Source organism: Prauserella sediminis (assembly GCF_014195435.1).
Lineage (GTDB): Bacteria > Actinomycetota > Actinomycetes > Mycobacteriales > Pseudonocardiaceae > Prauserella > Prauserella salsuginis.
Genome location: NZ_JACIBS010000001.1, coordinates 2,228,910 through 2,254,327 on the forward strand (window position 1 = coordinate 2,228,910; position 25,418 = coordinate 2,254,327).

Annotated in this window: 25 protein-coding genes and 3 tRNA genes; 17 read left to right on the top strand and 11 right to left on the bottom strand. The window is 69.9% G+C overall.

The genetic code is table 11. From position 1 onward, the window contains the following. Window positions 1-18: 18 nt before the first annotated feature. A complete protein-coding gene (locus FB384_RS10180) occupies window positions 19-1,176 on the bottom strand; it encodes a L,D-transpeptidase (RefSeq protein WP_323985183.1) in 1,158 nt (385 codons plus the stop codon). A 459-nt stretch (window positions 1,177-1,635) separates the two neighbouring features. On the opposite strand from FB384_RS10180, the gene FB384_RS10185 reads away from it, so the two are divergent. Further along, complete coding sequence (locus FB384_RS10185) at window positions 1,636-1,839, top strand: cold-shock protein (protein ID WP_183781963.1); 204 nt, start codon at window positions 1,636-1,638, stop codon at window positions 1,837-1,839. 105 nt (window positions 1,840-1,944) lie between these two features. On the opposite strand, the gene FB384_RS27465 is transcribed toward FB384_RS10185, so the two are convergent. Beyond that, window positions 1,945-2,697, bottom strand: coding sequence for a hypothetical protein (locus FB384_RS27465; RefSeq protein ID WP_407676073.1), 753 nt, complete (start codon window positions 2,695-2,697; stop codon window positions 1,945-1,947). Window positions 2,698-3,488: 791 nt separating this feature from the next. Between FB384_RS27465 and FB384_RS10195 the strand changes: the two genes are divergently transcribed. The 4 genes from FB384_RS10195 to FB384_RS10210 all read left to right on the top strand — a co-directional run bounded on the left by FB384_RS10195 (window position 3,489) and on the right by FB384_RS10210 (window position 5,073). Further along, entirely contained in the window at window positions 3,489-3,737 is a 249-nt protein-coding gene (locus tag FB384_RS10195; RefSeq protein WP_183781966.1) for a hypothetical protein, read from the top strand. A gap of 750 nt (window positions 3,738-4,487) precedes the next feature. After that, window positions 4,488-4,560, top strand: a tRNA-Glu gene (locus tag FB384_RS10200). 88 nt (window positions 4,561-4,648) lie between these two features. Further along, window positions 4,649-4,722: transfer RNA gene (locus tag FB384_RS10205), tRNA-Asp, on the top strand. Between the two features lie 277 nt (window positions 4,723-4,999). After that, window positions 5,000-5,073 (top strand) — tRNA-Phe (locus FB384_RS10210). 123 nt (window positions 5,074-5,196) lie between these two features. Here the strand turns inward: FB384_RS10210 and FB384_RS10215 are convergent. Next, entirely contained in the window at window positions 5,197-5,604 is a 408-nt protein-coding gene (locus FB384_RS10215; RefSeq protein ID WP_323985184.1) for a hypothetical protein, read from the bottom strand. Between the two features lie 223 nt (window positions 5,605-5,827). On the opposite strand from FB384_RS10215, the gene FB384_RS10220 reads away from it, so the two are divergent. Further along, entirely contained in the window at window positions 5,828-6,616 is a 789-nt protein-coding gene (locus FB384_RS10220; RefSeq protein ID WP_183781973.1) for a thioesterase family protein, read from the top strand. Between the two features lie 125 nt (window positions 6,617-6,741). Continuing rightward, window positions 6,742-7,371 (top strand): hypothetical protein, encoded by a 630-nt coding sequence (locus FB384_RS10225; protein ID WP_221212687.1) that lies wholly within the window; start codon window positions 6,742-6,744, stop codon window positions 7,369-7,371. A 19-nt stretch (window positions 7,372-7,390) separates the two neighbouring features. On the opposite strand, the gene FB384_RS10230 is transcribed toward FB384_RS10225, so the two are convergent. Next, entirely contained in the window at window positions 7,391-7,657 is a 267-nt protein-coding gene (locus FB384_RS10230; RefSeq protein ID WP_183781979.1) for a hypothetical protein, read from the bottom strand. Window positions 7,658-7,835: 178 nt separating this feature from the next. Next, complete coding sequence (locus tag FB384_RS10235) at window positions 7,836-9,743, bottom strand: outer membrane protein assembly factor BamB family protein (RefSeq protein WP_183781982.1); 1,908 nt, start codon at window positions 9,741-9,743, stop codon at window positions 7,836-7,838. A gap of 132 nt (window positions 9,744-9,875) precedes the next feature. Between FB384_RS10235 and FB384_RS10240 the strand changes: the two genes are divergently transcribed. Continuing rightward, window positions 9,876-10,838 carry a pirin family protein gene (locus FB384_RS10240; RefSeq protein ID WP_183781985.1) on the top strand — a complete coding sequence of 321 codons (963 nt, stop codon included), beginning with the start codon at window positions 9,876-9,878 and terminating at the stop codon, window positions 10,836-10,838. Between the two features lie 319 nt (window positions 10,839-11,157). Here FB384_RS10240 and FB384_RS10245 read toward each other — a convergent pair whose 3' ends face one another. Together FB384_RS10245 and FB384_RS10250 are read right to left on the bottom strand one after the other, a co-directional pair. Continuing rightward, complete coding sequence (locus FB384_RS10245) at window positions 11,158-11,526, bottom strand: GatB/YqeY domain-containing protein (RefSeq protein ID WP_323985185.1); 369 nt, start codon at window positions 11,524-11,526, stop codon at window positions 11,158-11,160. A 107-nt stretch (window positions 11,527-11,633) separates the two neighbouring features. After that, entirely contained in the window at window positions 11,634-13,283 is a 1,650-nt protein-coding gene (locus tag FB384_RS10250) for a class I adenylate-forming enzyme family protein (RefSeq protein WP_183781988.1), read from the bottom strand. Window positions 13,284-13,581: 298 nt separating this feature from the next. Between FB384_RS10250 and FB384_RS10255 the strand changes: the two genes are divergently transcribed. Continuing rightward, complete coding sequence (locus FB384_RS10255) at window positions 13,582-14,226, top strand: GNAT family N-acetyltransferase (protein ID WP_221212688.1); 645 nt, start codon at window positions 13,582-13,584, stop codon at window positions 14,224-14,226. A 2-nt stretch (window positions 14,227-14,228) separates the two neighbouring features. Here FB384_RS10255 and FB384_RS10260 read toward each other — a convergent pair whose 3' ends face one another. Together FB384_RS10260 and FB384_RS10265 are read right to left on the bottom strand one after the other, a co-directional pair. Further along, the gene (locus FB384_RS10260) at window positions 14,229-14,954 is read right to left on the bottom strand and encodes a tyrosine-protein phosphatase (RefSeq protein WP_183781994.1); all 726 of its coding nucleotides are present in this window, start codon (window positions 14,952-14,954) and stop codon (window positions 14,229-14,231) included. Window positions 14,955-15,067: 113 nt separating this feature from the next. Continuing rightward, complete coding sequence (locus FB384_RS10265; protein WP_183781997.1) at window positions 15,068-15,526, bottom strand: GNAT family N-acetyltransferase; 459 nt, start codon at window positions 15,524-15,526, stop codon at window positions 15,068-15,070. Between the two features lie 108 nt (window positions 15,527-15,634). Here FB384_RS10265 and FB384_RS10270 point away from each other — a divergent pair, with 108 nt between their 5' ends. Then, complete coding sequence (locus FB384_RS10270) at window positions 15,635-16,591, top strand: SDR family oxidoreductase (RefSeq protein WP_407676074.1); 957 nt, start codon at window positions 15,635-15,637, stop codon at window positions 16,589-16,591. Between the two features lie 18 nt (window positions 16,592-16,609). On the opposite strand, the gene FB384_RS10275 is transcribed toward FB384_RS10270, so the two are convergent. Next, window positions 16,610-17,401, bottom strand: coding sequence for a maleylpyruvate isomerase family mycothiol-dependent enzyme (locus FB384_RS10275; protein ID WP_183782000.1), 792 nt, complete (start codon window positions 17,399-17,401; stop codon window positions 16,610-16,612). A 124-nt stretch (window positions 17,402-17,525) separates the two neighbouring features. On the opposite strand from FB384_RS10275, the gene FB384_RS10280 reads away from it, so the two are divergent. The 4 genes from FB384_RS10280 (at window position 17,526) to FB384_RS10295 (ending at window position 21,258) form a co-directional block, all read left to right on the top strand. After that, on the top strand, window positions 17,526-18,071 hold the full coding sequence (locus FB384_RS10280) for a DinB family protein (protein ID WP_221212689.1): 546 nt from the start codon (window positions 17,526-17,528) through the stop codon (window positions 18,069-18,071). Continuing rightward, the gene (locus FB384_RS10285; protein ID WP_183782006.1) at window positions 18,068-18,466 is read left to right on the top strand and encodes a VOC family protein; all 399 of its coding nucleotides are present in this window, start codon (window positions 18,068-18,070) and stop codon (window positions 18,464-18,466) included. Before FB384_RS10280 ends, FB384_RS10285 begins: the two co-directional genes overlap by 4 nt. 733 nt (window positions 18,467-19,199) lie before the next feature. Then, entirely contained in the window at window positions 19,200-20,516 is a 1,317-nt protein-coding gene (gene nhaA / locus FB384_RS10290) for a Na+/H+ antiporter NhaA (RefSeq protein ID WP_183782009.1), read from the top strand. A 106-nt stretch (window positions 20,517-20,622) separates the two neighbouring features. Then, on the top strand, window positions 20,623-21,258 hold the full coding sequence (locus FB384_RS10295) for a class I SAM-dependent methyltransferase (protein WP_407676075.1): 636 nt from the start codon (window positions 20,623-20,625) through the stop codon (window positions 21,256-21,258). Window positions 21,259-21,301: 43 nt separating this feature from the next. Here the strand turns inward: FB384_RS10295 and FB384_RS10300 are convergent, their stop codons facing one another. Next, entirely contained in the window at window positions 21,302-22,120 is an 819-nt protein-coding gene (locus FB384_RS10300) for a nitroreductase/quinone reductase family protein (protein ID WP_183782012.1), read from the bottom strand. A 318-nt stretch (window positions 22,121-22,438) separates the two neighbouring features. On the opposite strand from FB384_RS10300, the gene FB384_RS10305 reads away from it, so the two are divergent. The 3 genes from FB384_RS10305 to FB384_RS10315 are packed head-to-tail and all read left to right on the top strand — an operon-like array spanning window position 22,439 to window position 25,147. Further along, window positions 22,439-23,149 carry a (Fe-S)-binding protein gene (locus tag FB384_RS10305; RefSeq protein ID WP_221213166.1) on the top strand — a complete coding sequence of 237 codons (711 nt, stop codon included), beginning with the start codon at window positions 22,439-22,441 and terminating at the stop codon, window positions 23,147-23,149. Then, the gene (locus FB384_RS10310; RefSeq protein WP_183782016.1) at window positions 23,131-24,552 is read left to right on the top strand and encodes a LutB/LldF family L-lactate oxidation iron-sulfur protein; all 1,422 of its coding nucleotides are present in this window, start codon (window positions 23,131-23,133) and stop codon (window positions 24,550-24,552) included. The genes FB384_RS10305 and FB384_RS10310 overlap by 19 nt, the downstream gene beginning before the upstream one ends. After that, the gene (locus tag FB384_RS10315) at window positions 24,545-25,147 is read left to right on the top strand and encodes a LutC/YkgG family protein (protein WP_183782018.1); all 603 of its coding nucleotides are present in this window, start codon (window positions 24,545-24,547) and stop codon (window positions 25,145-25,147) included. The genes FB384_RS10310 and FB384_RS10315 overlap by 8 nt, the downstream gene beginning before the upstream one ends. The last annotated feature ends 271 nt before the right edge of the window (window positions 25,148-25,418 follow it).

Below are 25,418 nucleotides of genomic sequence, written 5' to 3' on the forward strand. Positions count from 1 at the left end.
GAACGATCTCCGCGGCCGTCAGTCCTGGAGAGCGGACATCGACGTCCATTCGGACCATGAGTACGACCAGTCGTGGTAGTCGCCGTCCCGGGGGCCGAGGGGAACGCTGCTGCCCCGCACCTCGAACGGGTCGCCGGTCTGCGCCAGGTTGTAGTACTCGAGGGCGTCCGCGGGCGCGAGGTTGATGCACCCGTGGCTGACGTTGTCGTATCCCTGGCTGCCCACCGACCACGGAGCGGCGTGGGTGAACTCGCCGTTGTTGGAGATCCGCACGGCCCATTCGACCCGGAAGTCCTCGTAGTCGTAGGCAGGGTTGTTCATGTAGTACTCGGAGTGCTTGGTCATCACGACGTGTGTTCCGCTGCGGGTGACGCGGCCGGGGTCGGAGTCGAGGCCGAAGCTGGCCGGGTAGTCGGCGGTCTGCTTGCCGTCGACGAACACCTTCATCCGGTGCGACTGCGTGTTGGCGCGCACGAGCTGCCTTCGGCCGATCGTGAACGTCGAGGACACGTCGCTTTCGGCGTAGGCGCCGTCACTGAGTTCGAGCCCGTACAGATCGCCGCTGACCGACACCTCGGTTCCGGGCTGCCAGTACTCCTTCGGCCGCCAGTGCACGGCGGTGTCGAGTTCGAGCCATGCCCACGAGCCCTCGGTGGCCGTTGACGTCTCGACCGACAGTGCGCGTTCGACCGCAGCCTTGTTCTCGACGGGCTCGTCGAACGTGATGGAGATCGGCATGGCCACGCCATAGGTGCCGCCGTCACCGACGTTGAGGCTGGCGCTGTGGATCGCGGTCGGCTTCACGGTCTCGAACGACCCGGTGACCGGGGATTCCTTGCCTTCCGCGTTCGTCGCGGTGCCCGTCCAGCGGTAGCGCTTGCCGTAACCGAGCCGCTCGGTGGCCGTCCACGAGCGGCCGTTCTCCGCCAGCTCGCCGTCGACCTGCTCGCCCCCGTCGGCGGTGAGGGTGACGTTATCGAGAGTGCCGTGTTCGACCGTCACGGACACGTCGTCACGCGGCTCGACGTCGGCCTCACCGTCGCCGGGCCGCAGGTCGACCTCGGCCGCGGGTGCGGGTTCGGGGGTGCTGTCCTGCATACCCGCGTTTCGCTGCTGTGGCGTGCTACCGGTGCAAGCCGCCAGCCACAGCATCGCGGTCAGTGTCAATGCGATCACCGGCCCGGGTCTGCGATCGCCCCCGATCGTGTAAGTGCCCTTCACGTGGATCCGCCCCTCTGAGGTCCGCGAAATGTGTGGCCGTGTCCTGTCCTCGCCACTGATCCGCCGAATGTGATGGCACTCACATTCGGCACTCCGGTCCGAACATTCCGGTCGACTCCGGCGGTGACCATGCGGCTACCCAGGTGACATGGCCGGTGTGGGCCGGATCGAAACCCGTTCGGGGCCGGTCCGCCCGGTTGGACCAACACCCGTACGGGGCTGTCGAAACGGCGGCGGCAGGGTAGGCTGCGAAGTGGCCGTTGTTTTGCGTGTTCGTGGCTTCACACTCGCGGAACTTCTGACGCGGGGCGTGAGACGGACATGCGCTCTTTCGCAGAACCTCGTTGGAACCGTCCGGATCGGCCGGGGACTCACTAAGCTGGGTCCCAGCTCAACAGCAACGAGGAGTAAACGGTGGCGCAAGGCACTGTGAAGTGGTTCAACGCCGAAAAGGGCTTCGGCTTCATTGCCCAGGACGGCGGCGAGGGCGACGTGTTCGTCCACTACTCGGAGATCGAGGGACGCGGCTTCCGCACCCTCGAGGAGAACCAGCGAGTGGAGTTCGAGGTGGGCCAGGGCCAGAAGGGCCCGCAGGCTCAGAAGGTTCGCGCCGTCTGAGGGCGTGCGTCACCTGCTGATTTTCACTGACTGACAAGTGAGCCCCCGGCGACCAGGTCGCCGGGGGCTCACTTGCGTTTCGGGCCGGCTTGCGTTTCGGGTCGGTCAGCGCCGCGGCGCGTCCCAGCCGGTGCGATCGAAGAAGTGCTCGTCGGTGCGGGCCTCCGGCTCGATGTGGCCGGGTCCAGCCGCATGCCGCGGGTCCGGACCCGCACCGAGCGGGGGAACGGCGCGGCCGTGCGGATCGGTGTCCTCGCCGGGACGCGCGGCGTGCGCCTCGGGAGCGGGCGCCACCTGTTCCGCCTGCGGCGCCGCCGGGAACCCGTCGCCCGGCAACCCGGCGTCCTGAAACCCCGCGTTCTGAAACCCCGCGTCCTGGTGACCGGCGTGGTGACGGCCGCCCGCGTCGGGGTGGCCGGCGTCCTGGTGACCGGCAGGCTGGTCCGCCCCGGATGCGGCGGCGTCCTGTCCCGGGGCGGCCGGGTCGGTGCCGGTGGGCGTCACGGAGCCCGCCTCCCATGCAAGCCGTTCGAGCACCCACTCCAAAGCGAGCGCCTGCGGGGATGTGCCGCGGGCCTCGGCGAGCTCGGTCAGTTCCTCGCCTGCGGCGTGGGTCATGCGCAGCTGGTAGACCTGCGCGTCGCCGAACTTCCTGCCGGAGCCGGTGCTCTCGACGTCGTTGTCCGGGGCGAGGGCCTTGAGGTAGCTGGAGAGCTCCTGGTCCTCCCCACCGTGGTCGTCGGTGTCGTCGCGGCCTGCCGGTGCGGCGGTGCGCGGCGTGGCGTTGTCCGCGTCGTCCCGGCGTCTGGAGCCGGATTTGCCGCGGCCGGACAGCCGTCCGAATGAAGGTTTAGGCACGGCGGCCACGATAACGGTTGTGTCTCAGCCACGTGGGACGACGTGGCTTCCGACACGTCGTGTAACGGCCCGTAGGTGTCCGTGATTCTGCGTTCAACGTGGCGGTGGGCCATCTGTGTGGGCACAACCGGAGCGCGTTGTGGATTCTTGTACGGATCGTGATTTCGGACATCGCGACGATTGCAGATTGCAGGGCTGAAGAGTTTTCGCAAGACGGCGATCGGCTGCGGGAAGTCAAGCCGCCGGAAGTCCGCCGAAACCGCTGTGACCACCGGCGGGATGTGCTCGGCGAAGTGATCGCGGAAATGGAGAGGCCCCCGCGCCAGGGGGAGGAACGCGGGGGCCGGAGGGGATCTCCACAGGCGCTGACCGGGGGTGTGTCAGCACGTCGATTGTTACACGATCCGGCCGCGGGTGGCGAGGTTTGTGGATGAAAAAAGCTTGCGGGCCACCTTCGGCGGGGCTCCGTCGGCCCGTCTTCCGCAGAGTCGACGGTGAATGGGTTGACATTCTTCCGGCGTTCGGGCGTTACACCCGCGAGATCTTGCGCGGACGACGCATCCGAACGGAGATCGCGCAACTACTGTCGTCGGAATGCGTTCCACGGCCGGCCGTCACCGATGTGCGGAGTCCGCACGCGTGACGAGGAGTTCACTCTGCGGGGGGCTGGGGTTGTGATCGCCGCGTGGCTAGCCTCGGCGCCGAGGTCGGTGCTCGACCACCCCTCGATCCGGCGGCAACCCGTACGCGGGGGATCCGTCCGCGATCCGGCGCAGCCCCTTGGAGGAGCAATGAGCGGATCAGTGGAAGTGCGACAGTTTCTCCTTCGGCAGGACGGAGGGGAGCAGGTTTCCGGAGTCGGTGGACTGCCAGGGCAACGCTCGGGGCAGGCGGAGGCGCCGCGGGTTTCCGACGACCAGGTACGCAGAGCCAGGATCGCCGTCGCCTCGGGTGCGGTCGACGCCGAGGACTGCGCCCAGTTGCTGGACATGCTCGGCCTGACACCCGACGAGGACGGCAACGTTCCCGTTCAGCGGTGACCGCGGTGCCGATCCGGCTGTGACCGCGCCGATCCGCGGCGGCTCGCCGTTGTTTCGGGCTGCGCCGTCATTTCGGGGAGGCCGTCGTTCGGGCCGGCCGTCGCCGTTCGGTGAGGCCCGGCCGGGCGACTCGCTCGGTGCCGTCGGGATACAGGTCGTTCGCGTCGCACGCGTGGTCGCGGTGGAGTGGTTGCGGTGGATGCGCCGCCGCGGGCGGACGTCACCCGTGTGGTCCGCGGCCGATGCCGTGCGACGTCCGGCAAATGTGCGTCCAGGTGCACACCCCCTGGTCGTGCACCTGGACGACACTTCGCCACGCTAATTGCAGGCAGTGCCGCCGGGCAAACGGTTGCGACCTGATGCGTCCGGGCTGTAACCGGGTCGGCAGGTGCCGGTCGGCCGCCGTTAACCCGGTGGTGGTTGCGGAGAGGTCGCTGTGACGGATCCGGGTGCGGGGCGTCGCCGGGTGTGACCGAGCCGGCGGGATCGGACGGTCGAGTCGTGGGGACGCCTGCCGTGGCGGCGTGCGGGGATCGCGAACTCGGTGCCGAAGGTCGGCGCGCGGGGGATCGGGTGTGCCCCCCGTCGAGGGGCGTCGCGGAGGTTCGGCGCCGATCCGGAGGTTTTCGCAGGTCAGGGTGAAAGTGACCCCCGGTGTTTCGGCGGATCACCGGGTGCCGTAAAGTAGTCATCGCTCCCGGGGAGACGACCTGGAGAGCGTGGTCGGGTCGGTTATCCGAAACCGGCCGGGCTCCCATCGTCCAGCGGCCTAGGACTCCGCCCTTTCAAGGCGGCAACGCGGGTTCGAATCCCGTTGGGAGTACGCAGTACGCTGCACGTGACGAGTGCAGTCGACAACAGAATACCGGCTCGGGTAACGACATCGGAACCTGAAGGCCGGAGCACAGCAAGGCCCTGTGGCGCAGTTGGTCAGCGCGCCGCCCTGTCACGGCGGAGGTCGCGGGTTCAAGTCCCGTCAGGGTCGCATCGAGGAAGCGGGTTCGTCATGAGACGGATCCGCTTTTTCATGTCGTCGGGAGGTGTCGCCCGTGGTGAGTCACCGCCCGGTTGTGAGTCATGGCTCGCTGGGAGTCATCGCGCGCCGGTCGTGACGTCGGGACCCCGGGAGTCACCGCGTGGCGGCCTCGATTCCGGAGACCTGCATCGCCGGGTGGTCCCGACGTCGGAGTCCTGACACCGCCCTGCGCAACGGGCCCCGCCGCACGGGCCGTTGTGCACATGCGCTAGTGTGTACAGCCAACGGCCAGGTAGCTCAGTTGGTACGAGCGTCCGCCTGAAAAGCGGAAGGTCGCCGGTTCGACCCCGGCCCTGGCCACAACATTGACCAGCGAAATTGGCCCCTGCGAAAGCACTCGCAGGGGCCAATTTCGTGTCGGGTGCTCATTTCGGGTCTCAGTTGCTCCCGCATCAGCGCCCCGGCACTGCCTCGCGCAGCCGGTCAACCCGCCCGGTGTCGGGTGGCGCCGATACCCGCCGCGAGCAACCCGACCGCTCCGCCCCATGCCGCGTTGACCAGCAGGGTCATCACGACGCCGATGCCTCCCGGCGTCGCCAGCGGGCCTTCGAGCTGGCCGTGCAGCATCGGCGAGAGAATCGCGCTGAGCACGATCGCCGCCGAACCGTAGACGAGGCCGACGCACACCAACGTCAGCACCGGTTCGCGAGCACGCCCAAGGAGCACGGCGGCCAGCCACACGACCGAGATGCCCACGGTCATCAGGATCGGCGTCACCGGTTTTCCGAGTTCATCCATGAGCCCTGTGATGCTGAACAGCGGTCTGATGAGCGCGAACACGCCGAGCGCGATGATCAGCGGCCACGACAGCTGGGCAAGTCGAGTCTTCACGGTGTGGACGCTATGCGGCCACGCGACGGCCGACATCAGGGCACGACCCGGTCCTTCCCTGAATTACCCCTGAGACGGCACGTCGCCATGCCGGCCACGCCGCCACGCCGGCCACGTGCCGCGGGAGGGGCCGCGAGACAGTGACGAAGTGCGCGTACGCGCCCTCGACTCGCCCCGGTCGCTTACTCTCACCGGGAGGACGAGCAGAGAGGGAGCCCGCCTGGTGAGCACCGACCACGAGCGCAGCTACTACGAGCGCATCGACGATCGGCGATTCAAGCCGACGCCTCACACGAGCGGCGCGTGGAACCCCGACGAACAGCACTTCAGTCCCCTCGGTGGTCTCATCACGCACGCCATCGAAAGCGACCGGGACGAGCGGGGCAGCGCACTGGCGATCTCCCGCATCAGTTTCGACATCCTCGGCAAACTCGCCCTCGACGAATGCGACATCCGCGTCGAGGTGATCCGCCCAGGACGGACGATCGAGCTGGTCGAAGCCGTCGCGGACCTCGGTGGCCGCACGGCGGTACGCGCCAGGGCGTGGCTGCTGGCCCCGGGCGACACGGCGTCCGTCGCGGGCGGGGAGGATCCACCCCTCACCCCGCCGGGTGAGCTGGAGTCGTGGCAGATGTCGCACCTGTGGTCCGGCGGCTACATCGCCTCGCTGGACGCCCGTCCCGTCGCGGCACCGGAGCCCGGCCGCGGCACAGTCTGGATCTCGTCCGACGCCGACCTCGTCGCCGGCGAGCCCGTCGGCCCGTTCGCCGCGTTCGTCACGCACGTCGACGCGGCCAACGGCATCGCCGTGCGCAGGCCGCCGACCGAGTGGATGTTCCCGAACGTCGACCTGACCGTTCACCTGCATCGGGCGCCCGAACCCGGTTGGACCGGTCTCGATACCACCGTCACGTTCGGTCCCGGCGGCCGCGGCATCACGAGCACCGCGCTCCACGACACTCACGGCCACGTGGGGCACGCGCAGCAGATCCTCACGGTGCGTCCACTGTGAGCGGGCGCGTGCAACCTTCGGCCACGTTCGTCCCGTCCTGACAGGGAGTCCGCGCGAACGGCGCGGGTCGACATCGCGAGGGGGCTGCGATGAAACCTGTCAGGATCGGGTCGAGAACCGCCGGTTTGACGTTGGCCGCACTGCTGGGCGGTGCGCTGGCGACGCCGGTTGCAGCGGCGGGCGAGGCGGGCGGGGACCTGCCGGATTCGGCGTCCGTGCAGGCCGATATCAACGGCGACGGTGGGCCGGAGCTGATCACCGTGCGCGAACGCGATGACGACCGTGTGGTGTCGGCACGCTTCGCCGATCATTCCTATGTGGAATCCGCGTTCCCCAGCAACACGGCGGGGCGGTTGAATCTCGATCCGCGGGTGGCCGACCTCGGCAGGGACGGTACGGCGGACCTGCTCGTCACCACCGCGACCGGCGCCAACACATTGACGTTCGCCGCGTTCACCTACATCCCGGAACAGGGCCTGGTGCGGGTGACCGGAACCGACGGCGCGCCACTGACCTTCCACGACGGCGGCGGTGCGACATCGCTGGCCTCGTATGCGTGCCACGAACCGGACGACGACGGCGCGACCTTCACCACCGTGCGGGCCGAACGGACCGACGGCGGACTCGACGGCGTGCGCACCAGCTACGAGGTCACGCGCGACACGGTCGTCCCACGTGGACAGACCGAGTTCCACGGCGCCGCTGAGGACGCACCCGTGGTGCAGGCCGACCCGGCCAGCTGCGCCCCCGCGTGACGCGGACGGCGAACACCGGTCAGCCTTCGCGCTTGTGGGCGACGTACCGGACCGCCAGGCCCGTCAGCAGCCCCAGTCCGGAGAGCACGACGAGTGCTCCGATCGGCGTCGACGGGCCGGTGGCCGCCTCCGGCGTGCGGGAGGGTCCCGCGGTCACCGTGACCGCGCTGACCTCGCCCACCCGGCGGGCCTCCTGTGCCTGGGCAGGTGCCGCGGCTGTGAGCAGCGACATCGCCACCGCGACGAACAGGGCCGCGAGCGTGGCGGGAACGCGGGAAGTTCGCATGGCCTTCGCAACCTCTCGGGATTCGCCGGCGCCGTTCGGTCATCGAACCACCGTCCGGCAACGGTGCGAAAAGCAGCGACTTCGCGCGTCACGGTGACAACACTGCTCCATTACGGTCAACCGCGGTGTTCCGGCGCGGTGCCGGGCTCCGTCCGGCCGGTGCCCACGAGGGAACCGGTCAGCCGATGGCGGTGACGGTGCCGCGGGCGTCGTAGAGGTAGTAGGCGCCGCCCGAGCGCACCAGCCGGCCGCCGTAGCTGCAGTCGATGCGTGAGTCCGACTCCGAATCGGCGAGGCGGGTGCTGCCCGACCCGCTCACCAGGTCCACGGCGCAGCCGCCGTCCCGGTCCGCGGACGCGACCAGCGCACGCTCGCCCGACAGCGGCAGGACGTCGGTGACGGTCCGCCGCTCGTACCGGTGGTGCCAGGCGGGCGAGCCGCCGAACGGCATCGCCGTCAGCACGTCGGAGTCGGACGCCGAACCGCAGCCTGACACGTACAGCGTGTCCGCACCGGCGGTGAGCCGCAGTGTTCGTTCCGTGGCCCAGTCTTTTTCCGCGGATTGTGCACACGGCGTTCCCTCCGGTGGCGGACCGGTGGACCAGGCGTCGGCCCCGTCGGACAGCCGCCGCGCCGTGATCCGGCCGGTCTCGCTGCCCGCGGTGATGTACAGCCGGCCGGTCACGGTGGAGGCGACGTTCGACTCGAGCGTGTCGTCGTCCTCCGACGCTTCCCACAGCCGGCTGCCGGTCCGGGCGTCGAACGCCAGCGTGTCGCCGTCGCAGCCGAGGAGTGCGACGGCGTCGTGCGCCGCTTCGACGTGCTCGTTGATGCAGTCGACCCGGCGGTCCCACAGCTCGGCACCGTCGATGTCCACCGCGGCGAGCCGGCCGTCCGGACGGTCGCCGCGCGTCACCAGCGTGTACGGCGCTCGCACGTCGTCGTCACCCGTCGGCCACGGCTCGTCGTCCTCGGCGTGGAGCGGGTGATCGTCCCCGCCGTAGTTCCACACCGACGTCGATGCGCCCGTCCGCGTGTCGAGCACGGTCCCGTCCACGTCCGTTCCGTGCGTGTTCCAGTGCACCACGACGTGGGTCGCATCGGCGGCGATGATGCGTGGGCGGCGGCCTTCCTCGAGCGACCGCATCCACACCGGCTCTCCGTCCCGTGCCGACAGGAGCGCGACGCGCGGAAAGCCGCGATCCTCGTAGGCCACCGCGATGCCGTGCCGGGTGGGCACGACGTCGCGCACCAGCCCGAGCGATCCGACCTCGAAGGTCCAGCGGACGGAGCCGTCGAAGGTGGACGGCTGCGGCGTCTCGATCCGGCCGGGCCCCGATTCGACGTCGGAATGCCGCCACAGCAGGTACCGGTCGGACAGCGCCGGGCCGAACCCGCCCAGCACGAAGACCATCGCCGTCACGATCACGACACAGCTGCCGGTGATCAGACCGCCCGCGGCCCACCCCGTCGCGCGCGGCCCGTGCAACGGCATCTCCCACCACGTCGCCGCCGCCACGGCCGCCCACAGCGGCGCGGCCAGCAGCGCGTACAGCGGCGCGGGCCCCTGCCATTCGTCCGTGGGCAGCAACCCGACGACGGCCGTCGCCGCGGTGCCGACGGCGAACAACGCGGCCAGCCCGGCGAACCAGTGCAGCGCCGTGTGCGACTCCGCGTGGCCCGCGCCCCACAGCCCGAACAAGCCCAGGGCCGTGAACCCGGTGGCCAGCAGCGCCCACACCTGGATCTCCTCGGCGTCGAAACCACCGAGAACCCAGGTCGTGAACAGAGCGGCGGGCACCATGAGGGCGAGCTGCACGGTGACCAGCAACGTGATCAGATACGACCCCGCGCGGCGGTCTTGCGCTGTCGCATCGGACGCGTCGGCGTCCTCCCTGACGTCGGAATCTCCCGTGTCGGCATCCGGCGTGTGGTCCCGCCCGTCGATGTCCGGCGTGCCCGGCCCCTGCGCATCTGCGCCGTGGACAGCCGCGCCGTGGGCGTCCGCGTCGTGGGCGTCCGGGGCCCGGCCGTCCGGGGCCCGGCTGTCCGGGTCGTCGGGCGAGGTCGGTTCGTCGGCGGCCATGCCGGGTTCGACGCCGCCTGCCGGTGATCGGTTGCATCCGCCGGGAGGCGACCCTCGCGATGCTCCCTGCCGGCGCGTCCGGCATCGTGAACAGTGGATCTCGCGTCGACCTGGCGAGCAGTGGAGGCGGGCATGAGCAATCTCGAAGCGGCACCCGAGGAGCTGACGTGCACGTCGGCGCCGAACGACCGTGGGCGCGTGCTCGAACCGCGCAGCGTGCCGCTCGGCGGTCCGCGGGCCATGTCGGTACGCCGCACGCTGCCGCAACGCGCGCAGTCGTTCATCGGTGCGTGGTGCTTCGTCGACCACTACGGCCCCGACGAGGTGGCGGCGACGGGCGGCATGCGCGTCGCGGGCCATCCCCACACCGGGCTCCAGACGGTGTCGTGGCTGTTCCGCGGCGAGATCGAACACCTCGACACGACCGGCGCGCACGCGTACGTCCGCCCCGGCGAGCTCAACCTCATGACCGCGGGCGCGGGCATCGCCCACTCCGAGTTCTCCACTCCCGGCACCGACGTCCTGCACGGCGCGCAGCTGTGGCTCGCGCTGCCCGAGAAACATCGGTTCACCGAGCCGGGGTTCGAGCACTACGCACCACCCGTGGTCGACGTCGACGGTGCGCAGATGCTGGTCTTCCTCGGTTCACTGGCCGGGCAGGTGTCGCCGGTGCATACGTTCACCCCGCTGCTCGGGGCCGAGATCACGCTGCCGGCGGGACGCGAGTTGCGGCTGGACATCGACCCGGCGTTCGAACACGGTGTGCTGGTCGACCGGGGCTCGGTCGTCACGGCAGGGGTCACGGCCGCAGCGGGGGTGCTCGTCCACCAGCCCGCAGGTTCCGACACGCTGGCGTTGCGTGCCGAGTCCGACACCCGCCTGCTACTGCTCGGCGGCGAGCCGCTCGGCGAGCAGATCGTCATGTGGTGGAACTTCGTCGGGCGCTCCCACGACGAGATCGCCGAGTACCGCCGCGAATGGGAACACGAGCGCACATCGCGGCAGCCGGGCAGGTTCGGCCGCATGCCCGCAGAGTGGGAGCAGACGATTCCCGCGCCCGAGCTGCCGAACGTCCGCCTGCGCCCGCGTAGCTAGCCCCGGTGCTCGCGCGTGTCCCGCGCCCGCCGCGCCGACGCCGTGTTGCAGGTTCCGGGCCCGTGTTGCAGGTTCGGGATCGTATTGCGGGTTCCGGCGCCCGTGTTGCAGGTTCGGGGGAGCGTGGTGCGGGTTCCGGGGCCGTCGCGCGTCCTGCACTCAGCACCACGTGTGCTGCGCTCAGCCACGCGTATTCTGCACTCGGCACCGGGGGTTCTGCGCCCGCGCGTTGCGGGCACGGGCGCCTGTCCCTGCCCCGGATGGGTGTCGATAGTCCGGTTCGACCGGCTGTGACCCACCCGCCGACTCGGACGTCGATTCAGCCGTCCACGAACCGGGCCAGGACGGTGGCCTCGTACCGCGCGGCCTCGGCCGCGTCGTGTTGCCCGAGCTGGTCGTAATCGGCCGCGTTGGCCCTGCGCTCGTCGACGGCCGAGCGCACGATGCCGGTCACGTCGTCGGCCGTCAGCTCCCGACGTGCGACGTCGGCCGTGCCGACCCCTGACACGGCTCCCGCCACGTTCTCCGAAGCCGTATCGGCAGTGGCCTCGACCTCCACGGCTTCGGCGTTGTCGATCGAACCCAGTGCCGAGCGCAACGCCGATGTCGCGCCCTTGTCCTTCGCCTTCATGGCATCTCTCAACGCGGTCCGCATGGCGGCGCGCACGTCCGTGGTCTGTTCCGTCACCGGCGCAACGTAACAACGCCGCGCCGGTACCCGCTCCCCGTTTTCGCCGCAACACGGATCCCGGGATCCGCAACACGGCCCCCGGGATCCGCAACACGGCGCCTGTGTCAGTCGCGCAACTGCCTTCGCAGGAGCTTGCCGGTGACGGTCTTGGGCAGGTCGTCGCGGATCTCCACCTGCCGCGGGTACTTGTAGGCCGCCATGCGCTGCTTGCAGAACGCGACGAGTTCGTCGGGGTCGGCGGACCGGCCGGGACGAAGGCTGACGAACGCCTTCACGGTCTCGCCGCGGTATGCGTCCGGCACGCCCACGACCGCGGCCTCGCGCACGGCGTCGTGTTCGTACAGCACGTCCTCGACCTCGCGGGGCCACACCTTGTAGCCGCCGGCGTTGATCTGGTCCTTCTTGCGGTCGACGAGGTAGAACCAGCCCTCGGCGTCCATGTAGCCGACGTCGCCGGTGTGCAGTTCGCCGCCGGGCAGTGCCTTCGCCGTCTCGTCGGGTTTGTTCCAGTAGCCGGGCACCACCTGTGGTCCGGATGTCACCAGTTCGCCGATCTCGCCGGGCGGCAGGTCGCGCCCGTCCTCGTCGACGACGCGTACCACGGTGTCGAACACCGGGACGCCCACGGACAACGCCCCCGACGCCGGGTCGACGGGTGCGTCGGCTCCCCTCGGCACGCCGTGGGAAGGGGACGTGGTCTCGGTGAGGCCGTAGACGTTGTTGATGTAGTGCCCGAACGTCTCCCGGAACGCCGTGACAGTGCTCGGCGGGATCGGCGCGCCGCCGGAGTACACCTTCGTGAGGCTGGCCAGCGCGGCCTTCTCGGCGTTCGGTGCGTTCATCATCGCGATGAACACCGTGATCGACCCGGCGGCGAACGTGACCTGCTCGTCCCGGACCGTTTCGATCGTCACCTCCGGGTCGAACCGGTACAGCAGCACGAGGGGAGCCCCGGTGAGCAGGGACAGCGCGACGTGGCCGATCAGCCCCGTGATGTGGAACAGCGGGGCGACGCCGAGGACGACGTCGTCGTGGTCGATGCCGATCCAGTCGCGGAAGGTCTGTGCGTTGAACACCACGTTGCGGTGGGTGTTCATGGCGCCCTTGGGTGGGCCGGTCGTGCCCGAGGTGTAGGTCAACAGCGCGACGTCGTCGGGGCGCAGTCGCACCGCGGGAGGCGCGGCACCGCGGAACCGCGCGAGCATTGTCGACATATCGATGGTTCCGTCGCAGGTGATCCGCTCGATCCCGCCGAGCACCCGCTCGTCCCCGCGTGTCTGGTGTTCGAGCTCGGACGTCGTGATGACCGTCCGCACCTCGGTGCGCGGCAGCACCGCGCTCGCCACGTCGCGATACAGCCCTTCCAGGCACACCAGCACGCTGGCGCCGGAATCGGTGAGGATCAGCTCCAGCTCGCGCTCGCGGTTCATCGGGTTGACCGACACCGCGATGCCGCCGGCCTTCCAGGTGCCCAGCTGGGCGATGACGAACTGCGGCACGTTCTGCGCGTAGATCGCGACGCGCTCGCCCGCCGTGAACCCGGTGTCGGCGAGGCCCGCGGCGAACGCGTCCGACAGTGCGTCCAGCTCACGGGCGCTGATCCGGCCGTCGAAGTAGCGGATCGCGTCGCCGTCCGGATCGCGCGCGACCGTGGCCGCGAACATGTCCACGACGTTGTCGAACTCGACCGTGATTCCGCCGGGCTGCCCGTCCGGGTACAGCTTCAGCCACGGGCGCTGGTCGTAGCTCCCCATGGCGTCAGCGGACGGTGAACGGGTCGACGGGCGAATCGCTCCCGTGGCCGACCGTCCTCGGTGCGTCCCCGCCGCGGACGTCTCGCATCGCAGGTGCGTCGATCATCGGGAAGCTCCTTCGCCGTCGTCGGCCACCGCCGGCTGATGGTGCGGCGGCGCCGGAACGTGTGTCAAGGTTGGACAGTGGGAGCCGACGCCACCGCTCCGCCGCGGTTTTCGGCCGTGTGAGGGAGAATCGGCCGACATCGGGAGCGGACGGTGACCGCTCGCGCAGCGATCCGCAGGCGAGGTGATGTCGATGCTGACCGTTCGTACCTATCGCAGCGGCGATCGGGTCGCGGTACGCGAGTTGTTCGCATTCGCGGGCCGCGGATCGCCGACGGAGTCGCTGTGGGGCGATCCGGTGTCGGAGGCGGCCGTCTACCTCGACCCGTACCTGGACGCCGTGCCGGGATCGGTGTGGCTGGCCGAACGCGACGACCGGCTCGTCGGATATCTCGTCGGTTGCCCTTCCTCCGACCTGATGCCGGGTGAGGACGCGAGGTTGGCGTCCGCGATCCGGCAGCACCGCCTGCTGCGGAACCCCGCTGCGCGGCGCTTCTTCGCCCGCAGCGTGCGCGACATGGCCGTCGCCAAGCTCCGCGGTCGCCGCACGGCGGGCGAACTGCACGACGAGCGCTGGCCCGCTCACCTGCACATCAACGTCGCGGAGACCGCCCGCGGCAGCGGTGCCGCGGAAGGCCTGATGCGGCACTTCCTTTCCCAGCTGAAGGAGCAGGACGTGCCGGGGTGTTACCTGCAGACGGTCGTGGAGAACGACCGTGCCGTCCGGTTCTTCCGGCGGATGGGGTTCACGCCGCACGGCGAGGCCGTACCGGTGCCCGGTGTTCGCTACCGCGGCAAGCCGGTGCACCAACTCACGATGGTGCGTTCCACCGGCTGAGCTCAGCCCGTCAGGCGCCTGCGGAGCGCGGCGAGCCCCGACTTCGGCAGGCCGCCCTCGAGCAGGAAGTCGGGCATGCGCAGGTGGGCGACCGTGGCCGCGATCGATTCCTCGATCGTCGTGCCGTGGTCGGCGAGGAGGCCGGTGACGGCGGTGAGCTGATCTCGCACGCCCTCGCCCGGATTCTCGGCGTCGAACCGTGGTTGCAGTCGCCCGTAACTCAGCAGGTAATCGGCACAGATCTCGTCGGCGGTCGCACCGGCGAACGCCAGCAGTACCAGTGTCACGAGCCCGGTCCTGTCCTTGCCGGCCGCGCAATGGATCGCCACCCCGCCGGGTGCCGCGGTGGCGACCGCACGAACCGCAGCGACGACCGCGTGCGGGTGTTCGTCGAGCATGGCGGTGTAGTGCAGTGGGGAGGCGAGGCCGTCGATCCGTTGCCAACGGTCGTGGAACGGCGTGCCGACCGGTTCCACCGGCACTGGGACCGTTGCGATGCCGTCGGGCCGGTGTGCCCGGTCGGACGTCCGCTCGCACGGGTCCCGCAGATCCACGATCGTGCGAACGCCGTGTTCCCATGCGGCCGCCCACCCGGCCTCGGTCAGTGTCGTCGGTTCGTCCATCCGGATGACGGCGCCCGGTGTCATGTCGCCGAGTCCGCCCAGGTCGCGGACGTTCACGCAGCCGTCCCAGGCGAGGTTCCTGTCGCACGCAACGCCGTTGGTCATGTGCGGGGGACGCGCGGCACGGGGCGTGGGTTGAGTGGCAGCCGCGGATGCACCGTGGCGGGTGCTCGTCGCGCCCGGGTCGGGTGACACGGGACCGGGCGGCTACGGCCGGATCAGAGTCTCAGCTGCAGCAGCCTCGGCGACACGGCGAACCCTCGGCGTTCGTACGCCGTGACGGCACGTTCGCTCGAATGCACCGTCACCGATTCGAGGCCCAGTTCGCGTGCCCGGGCCAGTGCCGCTTCGATGAGCCGGTCCCCGTGCCCCGCCGATCGGTGCTCCGGCGCGACGTAGACGCATTGCAGATCGCCCGTCACCCGGTCGGTCGACCGCGGCGACGGCACCCGCGGTTGCAGCGCCAGCCACGCCATGCCGATGACCGTCCCGCCCCGCAGCATGATCAGTGGCTGGTGCGCCTCGACGTGCGCCCGCGCCCACGTGACGAATGCCGTGACGAACGCGTCCCGCGTCGTGTCCGGTTCGTCGCCGCGATCGATCACCCAGCGCCAGCGCATGTCTGCAAGCAACGGCAGCTCGTCGTCGCGTGCCGTACGGATCGTCACCTCGTCCATGCCCGGCATTCTCGCGGCACCGGAATTGTCGGACGTCGCGAGTAGCGTCACCGGCGACCATCGGTGGTGGAGCGGAAGGGGGCTGTCGTGCCGGACGGTGACGGGAACGTGGACCGTGACGGAGAGCTAGACAGAGATCTGGGCGGCGACGGAGATCCGGGCGGGAGCCTGCGCGGCAAGGTGGCCCTGGTGGCCGGGGCGACGCGCGGTGCGGGCCGTGGGATCGCCGCGGCGCTGGGCGAGTCGGGGGCGACCGTGATCTGCACCGGGCGCAGCTCGCGCGCCGGTAACACGGCGTCGGACTACGACCGTCCCGAGACGATCGAGGAGACCGCCGAGCTGGTCACCTCGCTGGGCGGCACGGGTGTGCCCGTCCAGGTCGATCACCTCGAACACGACAGCGTCCGCGCGCTCGCAGACCGGGTCCGCGGCGAATTCGGGCACCTCGACGTGCTGGTCAACGACATCTGGGGCGGCGAGGAACTGACGGGCGGCCCGCCGCAGTGGGACACGCCGATCTGGCGTCTCGACCTCGAGGCCGGGCTGCGCATGCTGCGACTCGCCGTCGAAACGCACCTGGTGACGTCGCATTTCCTGCTGCCACTGCTCATCGAGCGTCCCGGTGGGCTGCTGGTGGAGGTCACCGACGGCACCACGGAGATCAACGCCTCGACGTATCGGATCTCGGTGTTCTACGACCTGGCGAAGGCGTCGGTGAACCGGCTGGCCTTCTCCCAGGGGCACGAACTCGCACCGCACGGGGGCAGCGCCGTCGCGGTCACGCCGGGCTGGATGCGCTCGGAGATGATGCTGGAGCACTTCGGCGTCACCGAGGACAGCTGGCGTGACGCGCTGAACCCGGAACGTGCCGACGGACCGGTCGCGCCCGCGGACTTCTCGGAGTCCGAGACCCCGCGGTTCGTCGGGCGCGGCATCGCCGCGCTGGCCGCCGATGCGGATCGCGCACGTTGGAATCAGCGTTCGGTCACCGCCGGCGACCTGGCACGCGAGTACTGCGTCACCGACGTCGACGGAACCCGCCCCGACGCCTGGGCGAGGTGGTGAGGTGCCGACGGCGGCCCCTCACGGCGGCAGGAACCGCTTCGCGAGGCCGGAGGCCAACCACGGCTTGCGGCCGTAGGCCACGACCTTCCCGGTGAGAGCGGCGCGCGTCGGGTTTCCTCGGCCGTACACCAACAGCAGCCACGTGGCCGGGTCGGCGGAGATGCGTATGTGCGGACGGCCGCTCTCGCCGATGGTCAGTGCGCCGTCCCGGAAGGAGTAGATCTGCATGGGGCCGCCGCGCAGCCGCACGTGGTAGGTCGCCGTGTGGCCCGCCGCGGCGTCGCGGTCGATCCAGCCGGGCATGACCTGGTGCATGCCGGTCAGCACCATCGGCACGTGCTCGGGGTCGATCGGCCACGACCTGCCCAGCGCGGTTGCGATGTCGTGGCCGTGGACGATGAACTCGCCGAGCAGCGTGCCGAGCGAACGGTCGACGCGGATCTCCTGGTCGCCGTCGAACATCATTCGCGCGTCCGGGCCGAGTTCGTCGATCGTGGTGAGGAAGTCGTCGAGATCGGCCCGCAGCAGACCGGCCAGTGTCCCGAGGTCGTCGGTGGGCAGCGATGCGATCTGCTGTTCGTTGAAGTCGGGCAGGTCGGCAGCCCGCGACGGCCACGCGCCCTGCCCACGGGCGAGGTCGCGGTAGCGCCGCGGCTCCATCGCGACGTGACCGAAGACGTCGGCGATCGTCCACGGTGGAGTGGCGGGCACCGGGACGGCCGGGTCGAGAACCGACAACGCTAGGTCGATGAACTGTTGCGCGGCGGTTCGGGCGGCTTCGGCCGTGGGTTCCACGGTCGGTTCGAGCATGACTGCGGGCACTCCCGGGTTCCGGTGGGCACGGCGTCGTGAACTGCGTCGAACCGTATCGGACACGCCGATGTCGGACTAGGGTCGCTGGTCACCGCCGAGTACGGGTGAGGAGACGATGTCGATGTCCGATGTAGACGTGGACGAGCAAGGCAGGACCGAGCCACCACTCGAAGGTGGCGAGGAGGATCAGCTCCTCGGCTTTCTCGACTACCAACGGCAGACGCTCGAATGGAAGTGTTCGCGGCTGGGTGCGGACGCGCTGCGGCGGACGACATCGGCCTCCGCGGTGACCCTCGGCGGACTACTCAAGCACATGGCCTTCGTCGAGAACCACTGGTTCGCGCGCAGGCTGCACGGACTGCCCGCCGAGCCGCCGTGGGACGAGGTGGACTGGAGCCGGAACCCGGACTGGGAATGGTGCAGCGCCGCCCGCGACACGCCGGAGGAGCTGTTCGGACTGTGGAAGGACACTGTGGACAGCTCCCGCAGGCTGGCCGCTGAGGCGATCGCCGACGGAGGGTTCGAGCGGCTCGCCGAGACGCCCTGGCCGGACGGCCGCGCGCCGAACCTGCGGTGGATCCTGCTCCACATGATCGAGGAGTACGCCCGCCACAACGGCCATGCCGACCTGCTGCGCGAGGCCATCGACGGGGAGACCGGCGAATGACCCGAACGGGGGCCCTGCACCACCTGGAACTGTGGGTCGATGACCTCGCCGGGGCCGAACGCGAGTGGGGTTGGTTGCTCGGCGAACTCGGATACGTGTGCTCCGACCACTGGCGCGACGGACAGAGTTGGCGTCACGACACGGCCGGGTACGTCGTGCTGGAGGCGGGGCCCGACCGTTCCGGAACGCACGATCGGCTGCGGGCGGGCATGAATCACGTCGCGTTCTGGGCGGGCGGGCGCGGCGACGTGGACCGGCTCGCCGCCGAAGGAGCCGCCCACGGCTGGCGGCTGTTGTTCGCCGATCGGCACCCGTACGCGGGCGGTCCCGATCACTACGCCGCGTTCCTCGAGAACAGCGAGGGCTTCGAGGTCGAACTCGTCGCCGAGTCGTGAACCGGTCACGCCGGCCGTGGATACGCGTCAGTGTGTCGGCATGTCGGTGAGGTGCGGTGGTCGGGGACGGGTGCGGCAACGGGCCCCGCAACACGGCCCCTGGAACCCGCAACACGGCCCCTGGAACCCGCAACACGGCCCCTGGAACCCGCAACACGGGCTCGAAAGCACGGTCGCGCGGCCAGCGTGCCGGTCAGGCTGGTCGGGCGACGGGCGGGAACAACACGAGGACTGGAGGCGAACACTCACCCGGATGGGTGAGTTTGGCGAGTGCGCGTCATTGAGGGCCGCGAGGCCGCTCTTCCCCCATGCGCACCCTCCCTCCCCCAGGGGGTCGCGCCGGCGCCGGCCCTTGGACCCCCAGCAAGGGCCGGCGCCCCCTCACTTCGCTGTCCCCGCCTCTCCCCGTCCCCTTCCCCGGCGCCGGCTCGTTCGGTCTCAGCTCTGACCGCGGGAGAGGTGTTCGCAGGGTGACGACGGCGTCGCGGTGGGTCGGGTTTCCGCGAGGTGGCGGCATTCGAGGTACATGTCACAGTGTGTCACTGGATCGCCGGAGTATGCTGGAGTGTCCACGAAAACGCCTGGTCACCGTGTCAACCCGGCTGCGTTCGTACTCGGCCGAGACGGCGCGAAGGGGCTAGTGTTCCTGTGCGCGGCCACTATCCTGGCGGCCAGGTGCGCCGGGAAGTCTGGTCGGCAATGGTCTTGACCGCTGCCTTCCCCTGGAGTGTGAATGTCGCAATCGTCTTCCCACGACTACGACACGTTTGGTCGCGGATCGTGGTCGGAGACCCGCCGAATCGGTGACATCCTGCGTAAGGAGACCGTCGGCGGCGCGCTGCTGATCATCGGTGCCGTGGTTGCCCTGCTGTGGGCGAACTCGCCCTGGTCAGAGGCGTATCAGTCCATGGTGTCGTACAAGATCGGCCCCGAATCGCTGCACCTGGACCTGACGATCTCCCACTGGGCCGCCGACGGCCTGCTGGCCATCTTCTTCTTCGTCGTCGGGCTCGAGCTCAAACGCGAGTTCGTCGCGGGCGACCTGCGGGACATCCGTAAGGCGATCGTTCCCGTCGTCGCCGCGATCGGCGGTGTCGTCGCGCCGGCCCTGATCTACGTCGCCTTCAACATCGGCGGCGCCACGCAGGGCTGGGCCATCCCGACGGCCACCGACATCGCGTTCGCCGTGGCGATCCTCGCGGTCGCCGGGCCGTTCCTGCCCGCCGCGCTGCGCATGTTCCTGCTGACGCTCGCCGTCGTCGACGACCTCATCGCGATCCTGATCATCGCGATCTTCTTCACCGACGACCTGGCGATCGGCCCGCTGCTGCTGGCGCTCGTCCCGCTGGGCATCTTCACCTTCCTGGTGCAGAAACGGGTGCGCTCGTGGTATCTGCTGCTGCCGCTGGCCATCGTCACCTGGGCGCTCGTGCACGCCTCCGGTGTCCACGCGACCATCGCGGGCGTCGCGCTCGGCATGGTCGTGCCGGTGATCCGCAGCGAGCGGGCCGGCGGCCCGGACGCCGGCCCCGGCCTCGCCGAGCACTTCGAGCACCGTTTCCGCCCGCTGTCGGCCGGTGTGGCGGTGCCGATCTTCGCCTTCATGGCGGCAGGCGTTCCGATCGGCGGCCTGTCCGGCCTGGTCGAAGCCTGGCAGGAGCCGGTCTCGCTCGGCGTCATGACCGGCCTCGTGCTCGGTAAGACCATCGGCATCGTCGGCGGCGCGTGGCTCGCCACGAAACTCACCCGCGGCCGCATGGCCGAAGGGCTCAATTGGGTCGACGCCGTCGGTCTCGCCCTGCTCGGCGGTATCGGCTTCACGGTGAGTCTGCTCATCGGCGAACTCGCCTTCGGGGTGGGCACGCCGGAGGACGACCACGTCCGCATCGCGATCCTCTCCGGTTCGATCCTCGCCGCCGTGCTGGGCACCATCGTGCTCAGGGCCCGCAACCGCGTGTACAAGCGGCTGCACGAGATCGAGAACCGCGACGAGGACGCCGACGGCGTGCCGGACGTCTACCAGACCGGGAGCGACGACTCGTCGAAGTGACACCCACCCGCGGCCCCGGACAGCCCCTCGAGGGTGTCCGGGGCCGCGTCGTGTCCGAGGGTTCTGTGGGTCGCTGCCGCGGGGTGTGTCCGGCAGACTCACCCGGGTGACGACCCACAGCACGCGTTGGCAGCGGTACTGGGACTCCCACGCCGACGACTACGACCGGCAGATGACCAGATGGGAACGCAAGCTCTTCGGTGATTCCCGAGAGTGGGCAGCGTCGCGGGCGCGGGGCGAGGTGCTCGACGTAGCCGTGGGCACGGGACTCAACCTGCCGCTGTACCCGGACGACGTCCGCGTCACCGGCATCGACATCTCCCCGCGCATGCTCGATCGCGCTCGCAGCCGGGCCGAACAGTTCGGCCGCGACGTGACGCTCCGCCAGGCGGGCGCCGAGGAGTTGCCGTCGCCGGACGACTCGTTCGACACGGTGGTCTGCACGCTCGGGCTGTGCGCGATCCCCGACCACGACGCCGCGCTCGGTGAAATGGCCCGCGTGCTCCGGCCCGGTGGGCGGTTGATCCTCGTCGACCACGTCGCGGGCACCTCGCGTGTTGTCCGCGTGCTGCAACGACTACTCGAGGCCGTCACCGTCCGGCAGGCCGGCGAACACTTCCTGCGCCGGCCGTTCGAACTGCTCACGGGGCACGGCTTCGACGTCGTCGAGCGCGAGCGGTTCAAGGCGGGTCTCGTCGAACGGCTCGTGGCCACGGCCGGGTCCGCGACCGGTTCACCGTAGGTCCGGCGACGCCCGGTGCCACCCGCGGTGACACCGGCCCGCGTCACATCGCTCTGAGCACGGGCAGGAGCTGCTCCTCCTCGTGATCGAGGTGTCGTTCGAGTTCGCCGGCGAGCCGTTCGACCTCGGCACGTGCGGTGTCCCGCAACTCGTCACGCACGGCCGCCTGGATCGCGGCGGTGAGGTCGGCGACCGTTTCGTGTTCGCCGCGCAACCGCGTGAGGGTGTCTGTCAGCTCCGGGTGCCTGGCGCCGATGGCCGCGAACAGGCCCATGTCCTCGCCGACGTGGTGATTGTGCAGGCCCTGGCACAGCGTCACGCAGTTGATGCGCAGCTGCACTCCCAGCGTCGGGCCCGAATCGGCCAGTTCCTTCCGGATCCGCTCGAGCTCGCGGCGGAATCCGTCGTGGATGCCCACCAATATGTCCGCGAGCGAACCACCGCCCGGTGGGCCGTCGGCGACCGGTGTCAGCGCGACCACCGGCAGGGTTCGCGTGGTCTTGCGCTGGTAGTCCCCGAAGCCGGGCTCGGCCGCGACGACACGGGCGAACACGGTGTCGCGCTCCTCGCCGTCGAGTACCTCGGCGTGGGCGTCGTAGGTGAACGCGCCGTCCTCGACGGTCACGCGCGGGTCCGCTTCGATGTTGCGGAACCAGTCGGGATGCCGATCCGAGCCCGCTGCCGAGGCGATCACGAGTACGCGCCCGCCGTCGGGGAAATAGGCCAGCGGAGTGGTGTGCCGCAGGCCGCTCTTCGCGCCGGTGGTGGTGAGGAGCAACAGTCTGGCGTCGGCGAACATGCCGCCGACACGGCCGCCCGCGGCACGGAACTCGTCGATGATCGGTCTGTTGAAATCGTTCATGTACGCACTGCTTTCGGAGAGGGCCTGAGGATTCGAACCGTCGAAAAGCAGTGCGTCGTGGCGGGCCCCGCGTTCGTGAGCAGCTCCGGGGCCACCGCGCGATCACGCGATGACCGGGAACCTCTCTCGTGCGTGGCCACGCATGGCCGACCCGGCAGTCACGATCTCGACGTTAGCCCAGGAGCCACGCGGTCCGCAACGCTCGCGTAAGCGCCGTGCACGTCGTAGGCTCGGGGTGTGCAGAACGGCGACGGAGCGAGCGGTCCGCCGTCCACTGAGGACGCTGGCGGTCGGCGCACGAGTGGACCGCGCGTCGCACTGTTTCCCACGTGCCTCACCGACACGGCGTTCCCCGAGACCGCCAAGGCCATGGTGCGACTCCTCGAACGGCTCGGCTGCGACGTCGACTTCCCGCTGGACCAGACCTGCTGCGGGCAGATGCACTTCAACACCGGATACGCCGAGCACGCGCGTCCGATGGCGCGCGCCTACGCCGAGGTGTTCGACGGCTACGACCACGTCGTGGTGCCGTCCGGCTCGTGCGCGGGCATGGTGCGGGAGATCCATCCGGACCTGTGCGGCACATCGCCCGCCGCCCGGCGCACGTACGAGCTGAGCGAGTTCCTGGTGGACGTGCTCGGTGTCGTCGACGTGGGCGCGCACTTCCCGCACCGCGTCACCTACCACCCGACGTGCCACTCGTTGCGCATGCTGGGTGTCGGCGACAAGCCTCTGAGCCTGCTGCGTGCCGTCTCCGGACTGGAGCTTATTCCGCTGCCGCAGGCGGAGCAGTGCTGCGGGTTCGGCGGGACGTTCGCGCTGAAGAACGCCGAGACCTCCACCGCCATGCTCGCGGACAAGATGCGGTGCGTGCAGGACACCGGCGCGCAGGTCGTGACCGCGGGCGACAACTCGTGCCTGATGCAGATCGGTGGCGGCCTGTCCCGGCTGCGTACGGGTGTGCGCCCGGTGCACCTGGCCGAGATTCTGGCGAGCACAGAGGAGGAGCCGTGGGTCGCAACCCCGTGACGTGGCTGGGCAGCCCGACGTTCCCCGACGCGGCGCGCCGGGCCCTCGGCGACACGCAACTGCGCGGCAACCTCCGCAAGGCCACCACCACGATCCGGGGAAAGCGCGAATCGGTCGTGGCCGAACTCGACGACTGGGAGGAACTCCGCAAGGCCGGTGAGTCCATTAAGGACGAAGTGCTGGCGGACCTGGACACCCAGCTGGAACGCCTCGAGGCCGCTGTCACCGAGCGTGGCGGTGTCGTGCACTGGGCACGCGATGCCGACGAGGCGAACCGCATCGTGCTGGACCTGGTGCAGGAGGAGGACACCGACGAGGTCGTCAAGGTCAAGTCCATGGCGACCGCCGAGATCGGCCTCAACGAGGCGCTCGCCGACGGCGGCGTGAACGCGATCGAGACCGATCTCGCCGAGGTCATCGTCCAATTGGGAGACGACAGGCCGTCGCATATCCTCGTCCCCGCGATCCACCGTAACCGCGCGGAGATCAAGGAGATCTTCGCGCAGATGCCCGAACCGCCGGCATCCGACGACCCTCGCGTGCTCGCCGAGGCCGCCCGTAAGTACCTGCGCCGCAAGTTCCTGTCGGCGAAGGTGGCGATTTCCGGGGCCAACTTCGGCGTCGCCGACACGGGATCGATCGTCGTGGTGGAGTCCGAGGGCAACGGCCGGATGTGCCTGACCCTTCCGGAAACGCTGATCACCGTGATGGGCGTCGAGAAGGTCCTGCCACGGTGGCAGGACCTCGAGGTCTTCCTCCAACTGCTCCCTCGATCGTCCACAGCGGAACGGATGAACCCGTACACGTCCATCTGGTCGGGCGTGACACCCGGTGACGGTCCGCAGAAGTTCCACCTCGTACTGCTCGACAACGGACGGACATCGACGCTGGCCGACGAGGTGGGGCGGCAGGCGCTGCGGTGCATCCGGTGCTCGGCGTGCCTGAACGTCTGCCCGGTCTACGAGCGCACCGGCGGCCAGGCGTACGGGTCCGTGTATCCCGGGCCGATCGGGGCGATCCTCGCGCCGCAGCTGGCCGGCGATCTGCACGACGAACAGACCGCGTCGCTGCCGTACGCGTCATCGCTGTGCGGAGCCTGCTACGAGGTGTGTCCCGTGCGGATCAACATCCCCGAGGTGTTGACGCACCTGCGAGCGGAAGTGGTGGAGGCGAAGGGAAAGCGGACGCCCGAGGCCATGGCCATGTCGGCGGCCGCATGGGTGTTCGGCGATCGCAAACGGTACGAGGCTGCGCAGAAGGCGGGCTCGCTCACACGGTTCCTGGCGCGCGGCGGAACCCTGTCGTCGTTGCCGTGGCCCGGTTCGAAGTGGACGGACACCCGCGACGCTCCGGTGGTGCCGAAGGAATCGTTCCGCTCGTGGTGGAGGCGCAACCGTGGGTAGTGCGCGCGACGAGATCCTCGGCCGGATCCGCGCCGTCGACCGGCCGGCACCGCCCCCGGTGCCGCGCGACTACGAACGGGCCCGTCATGCCGACGACCCCGTCGAGCTGCTCGCCGAACGCATCTCCGATTACCGGGCGACGGTGTACCGGGCGGCCGTGCGGGAACTGCCGTACCGGATCGCCGAACGTCTCGACGGCCGTGGCCGCATCGCCGTGCCACCTGACGTGCCGGGGGAATGGCGGGTTCCCGGCGTGGCCTGGCTACCCGACGACCCTCCGCTCGGGGTGTCCGATATGGAGGAGGTCGACGGCGTGCTGAGCGGATGTGCCCTCGCTATCGCCGAGACCGGCACCATCGTGCTCGACGCCGGTCCCGCCCAGGGCAGGCGTGTCCTGACGCTCGTACCCGACTACCACCTGTGTGTCGTGAGGGCGGACCAGATCGTGGTGAGTGTGCCCGAGGCGATCGAACGGCTGGATCCGTCGGGTCCGCTGACGTTCATCAGCGGGCCGTCCGCGACCAGCGACATCGAGCTCGACCGCGTCGAAGGTGTCCACGGCCCGCGCACCCTGGAAGTCCTGCTGGTCGGCTGACACCCCGCGCGCGTGCGCGTGTCCTGCACTCAGCCACGCGTGTCCTGCATCTGTGCTCGGAGGCGCGTGTTCTGCACTCAGCCACGCGTGTCCTGCATCTGTGCTCGCCCCTCCCGTGTGTTGTTCCTCCAGGGGCTCGTGTTTCGGGTTCCGGGGTTCGTGTTGCGGGTCCCAGGGCTCGTGTTGTGCTCGCCCGGGCTGCTGTGTTGCGCTTGCGCGGATCGTGCCTGCGCACGCGGGCGGGGCCTGGACGGTGTTCGCGTGTCGTTGC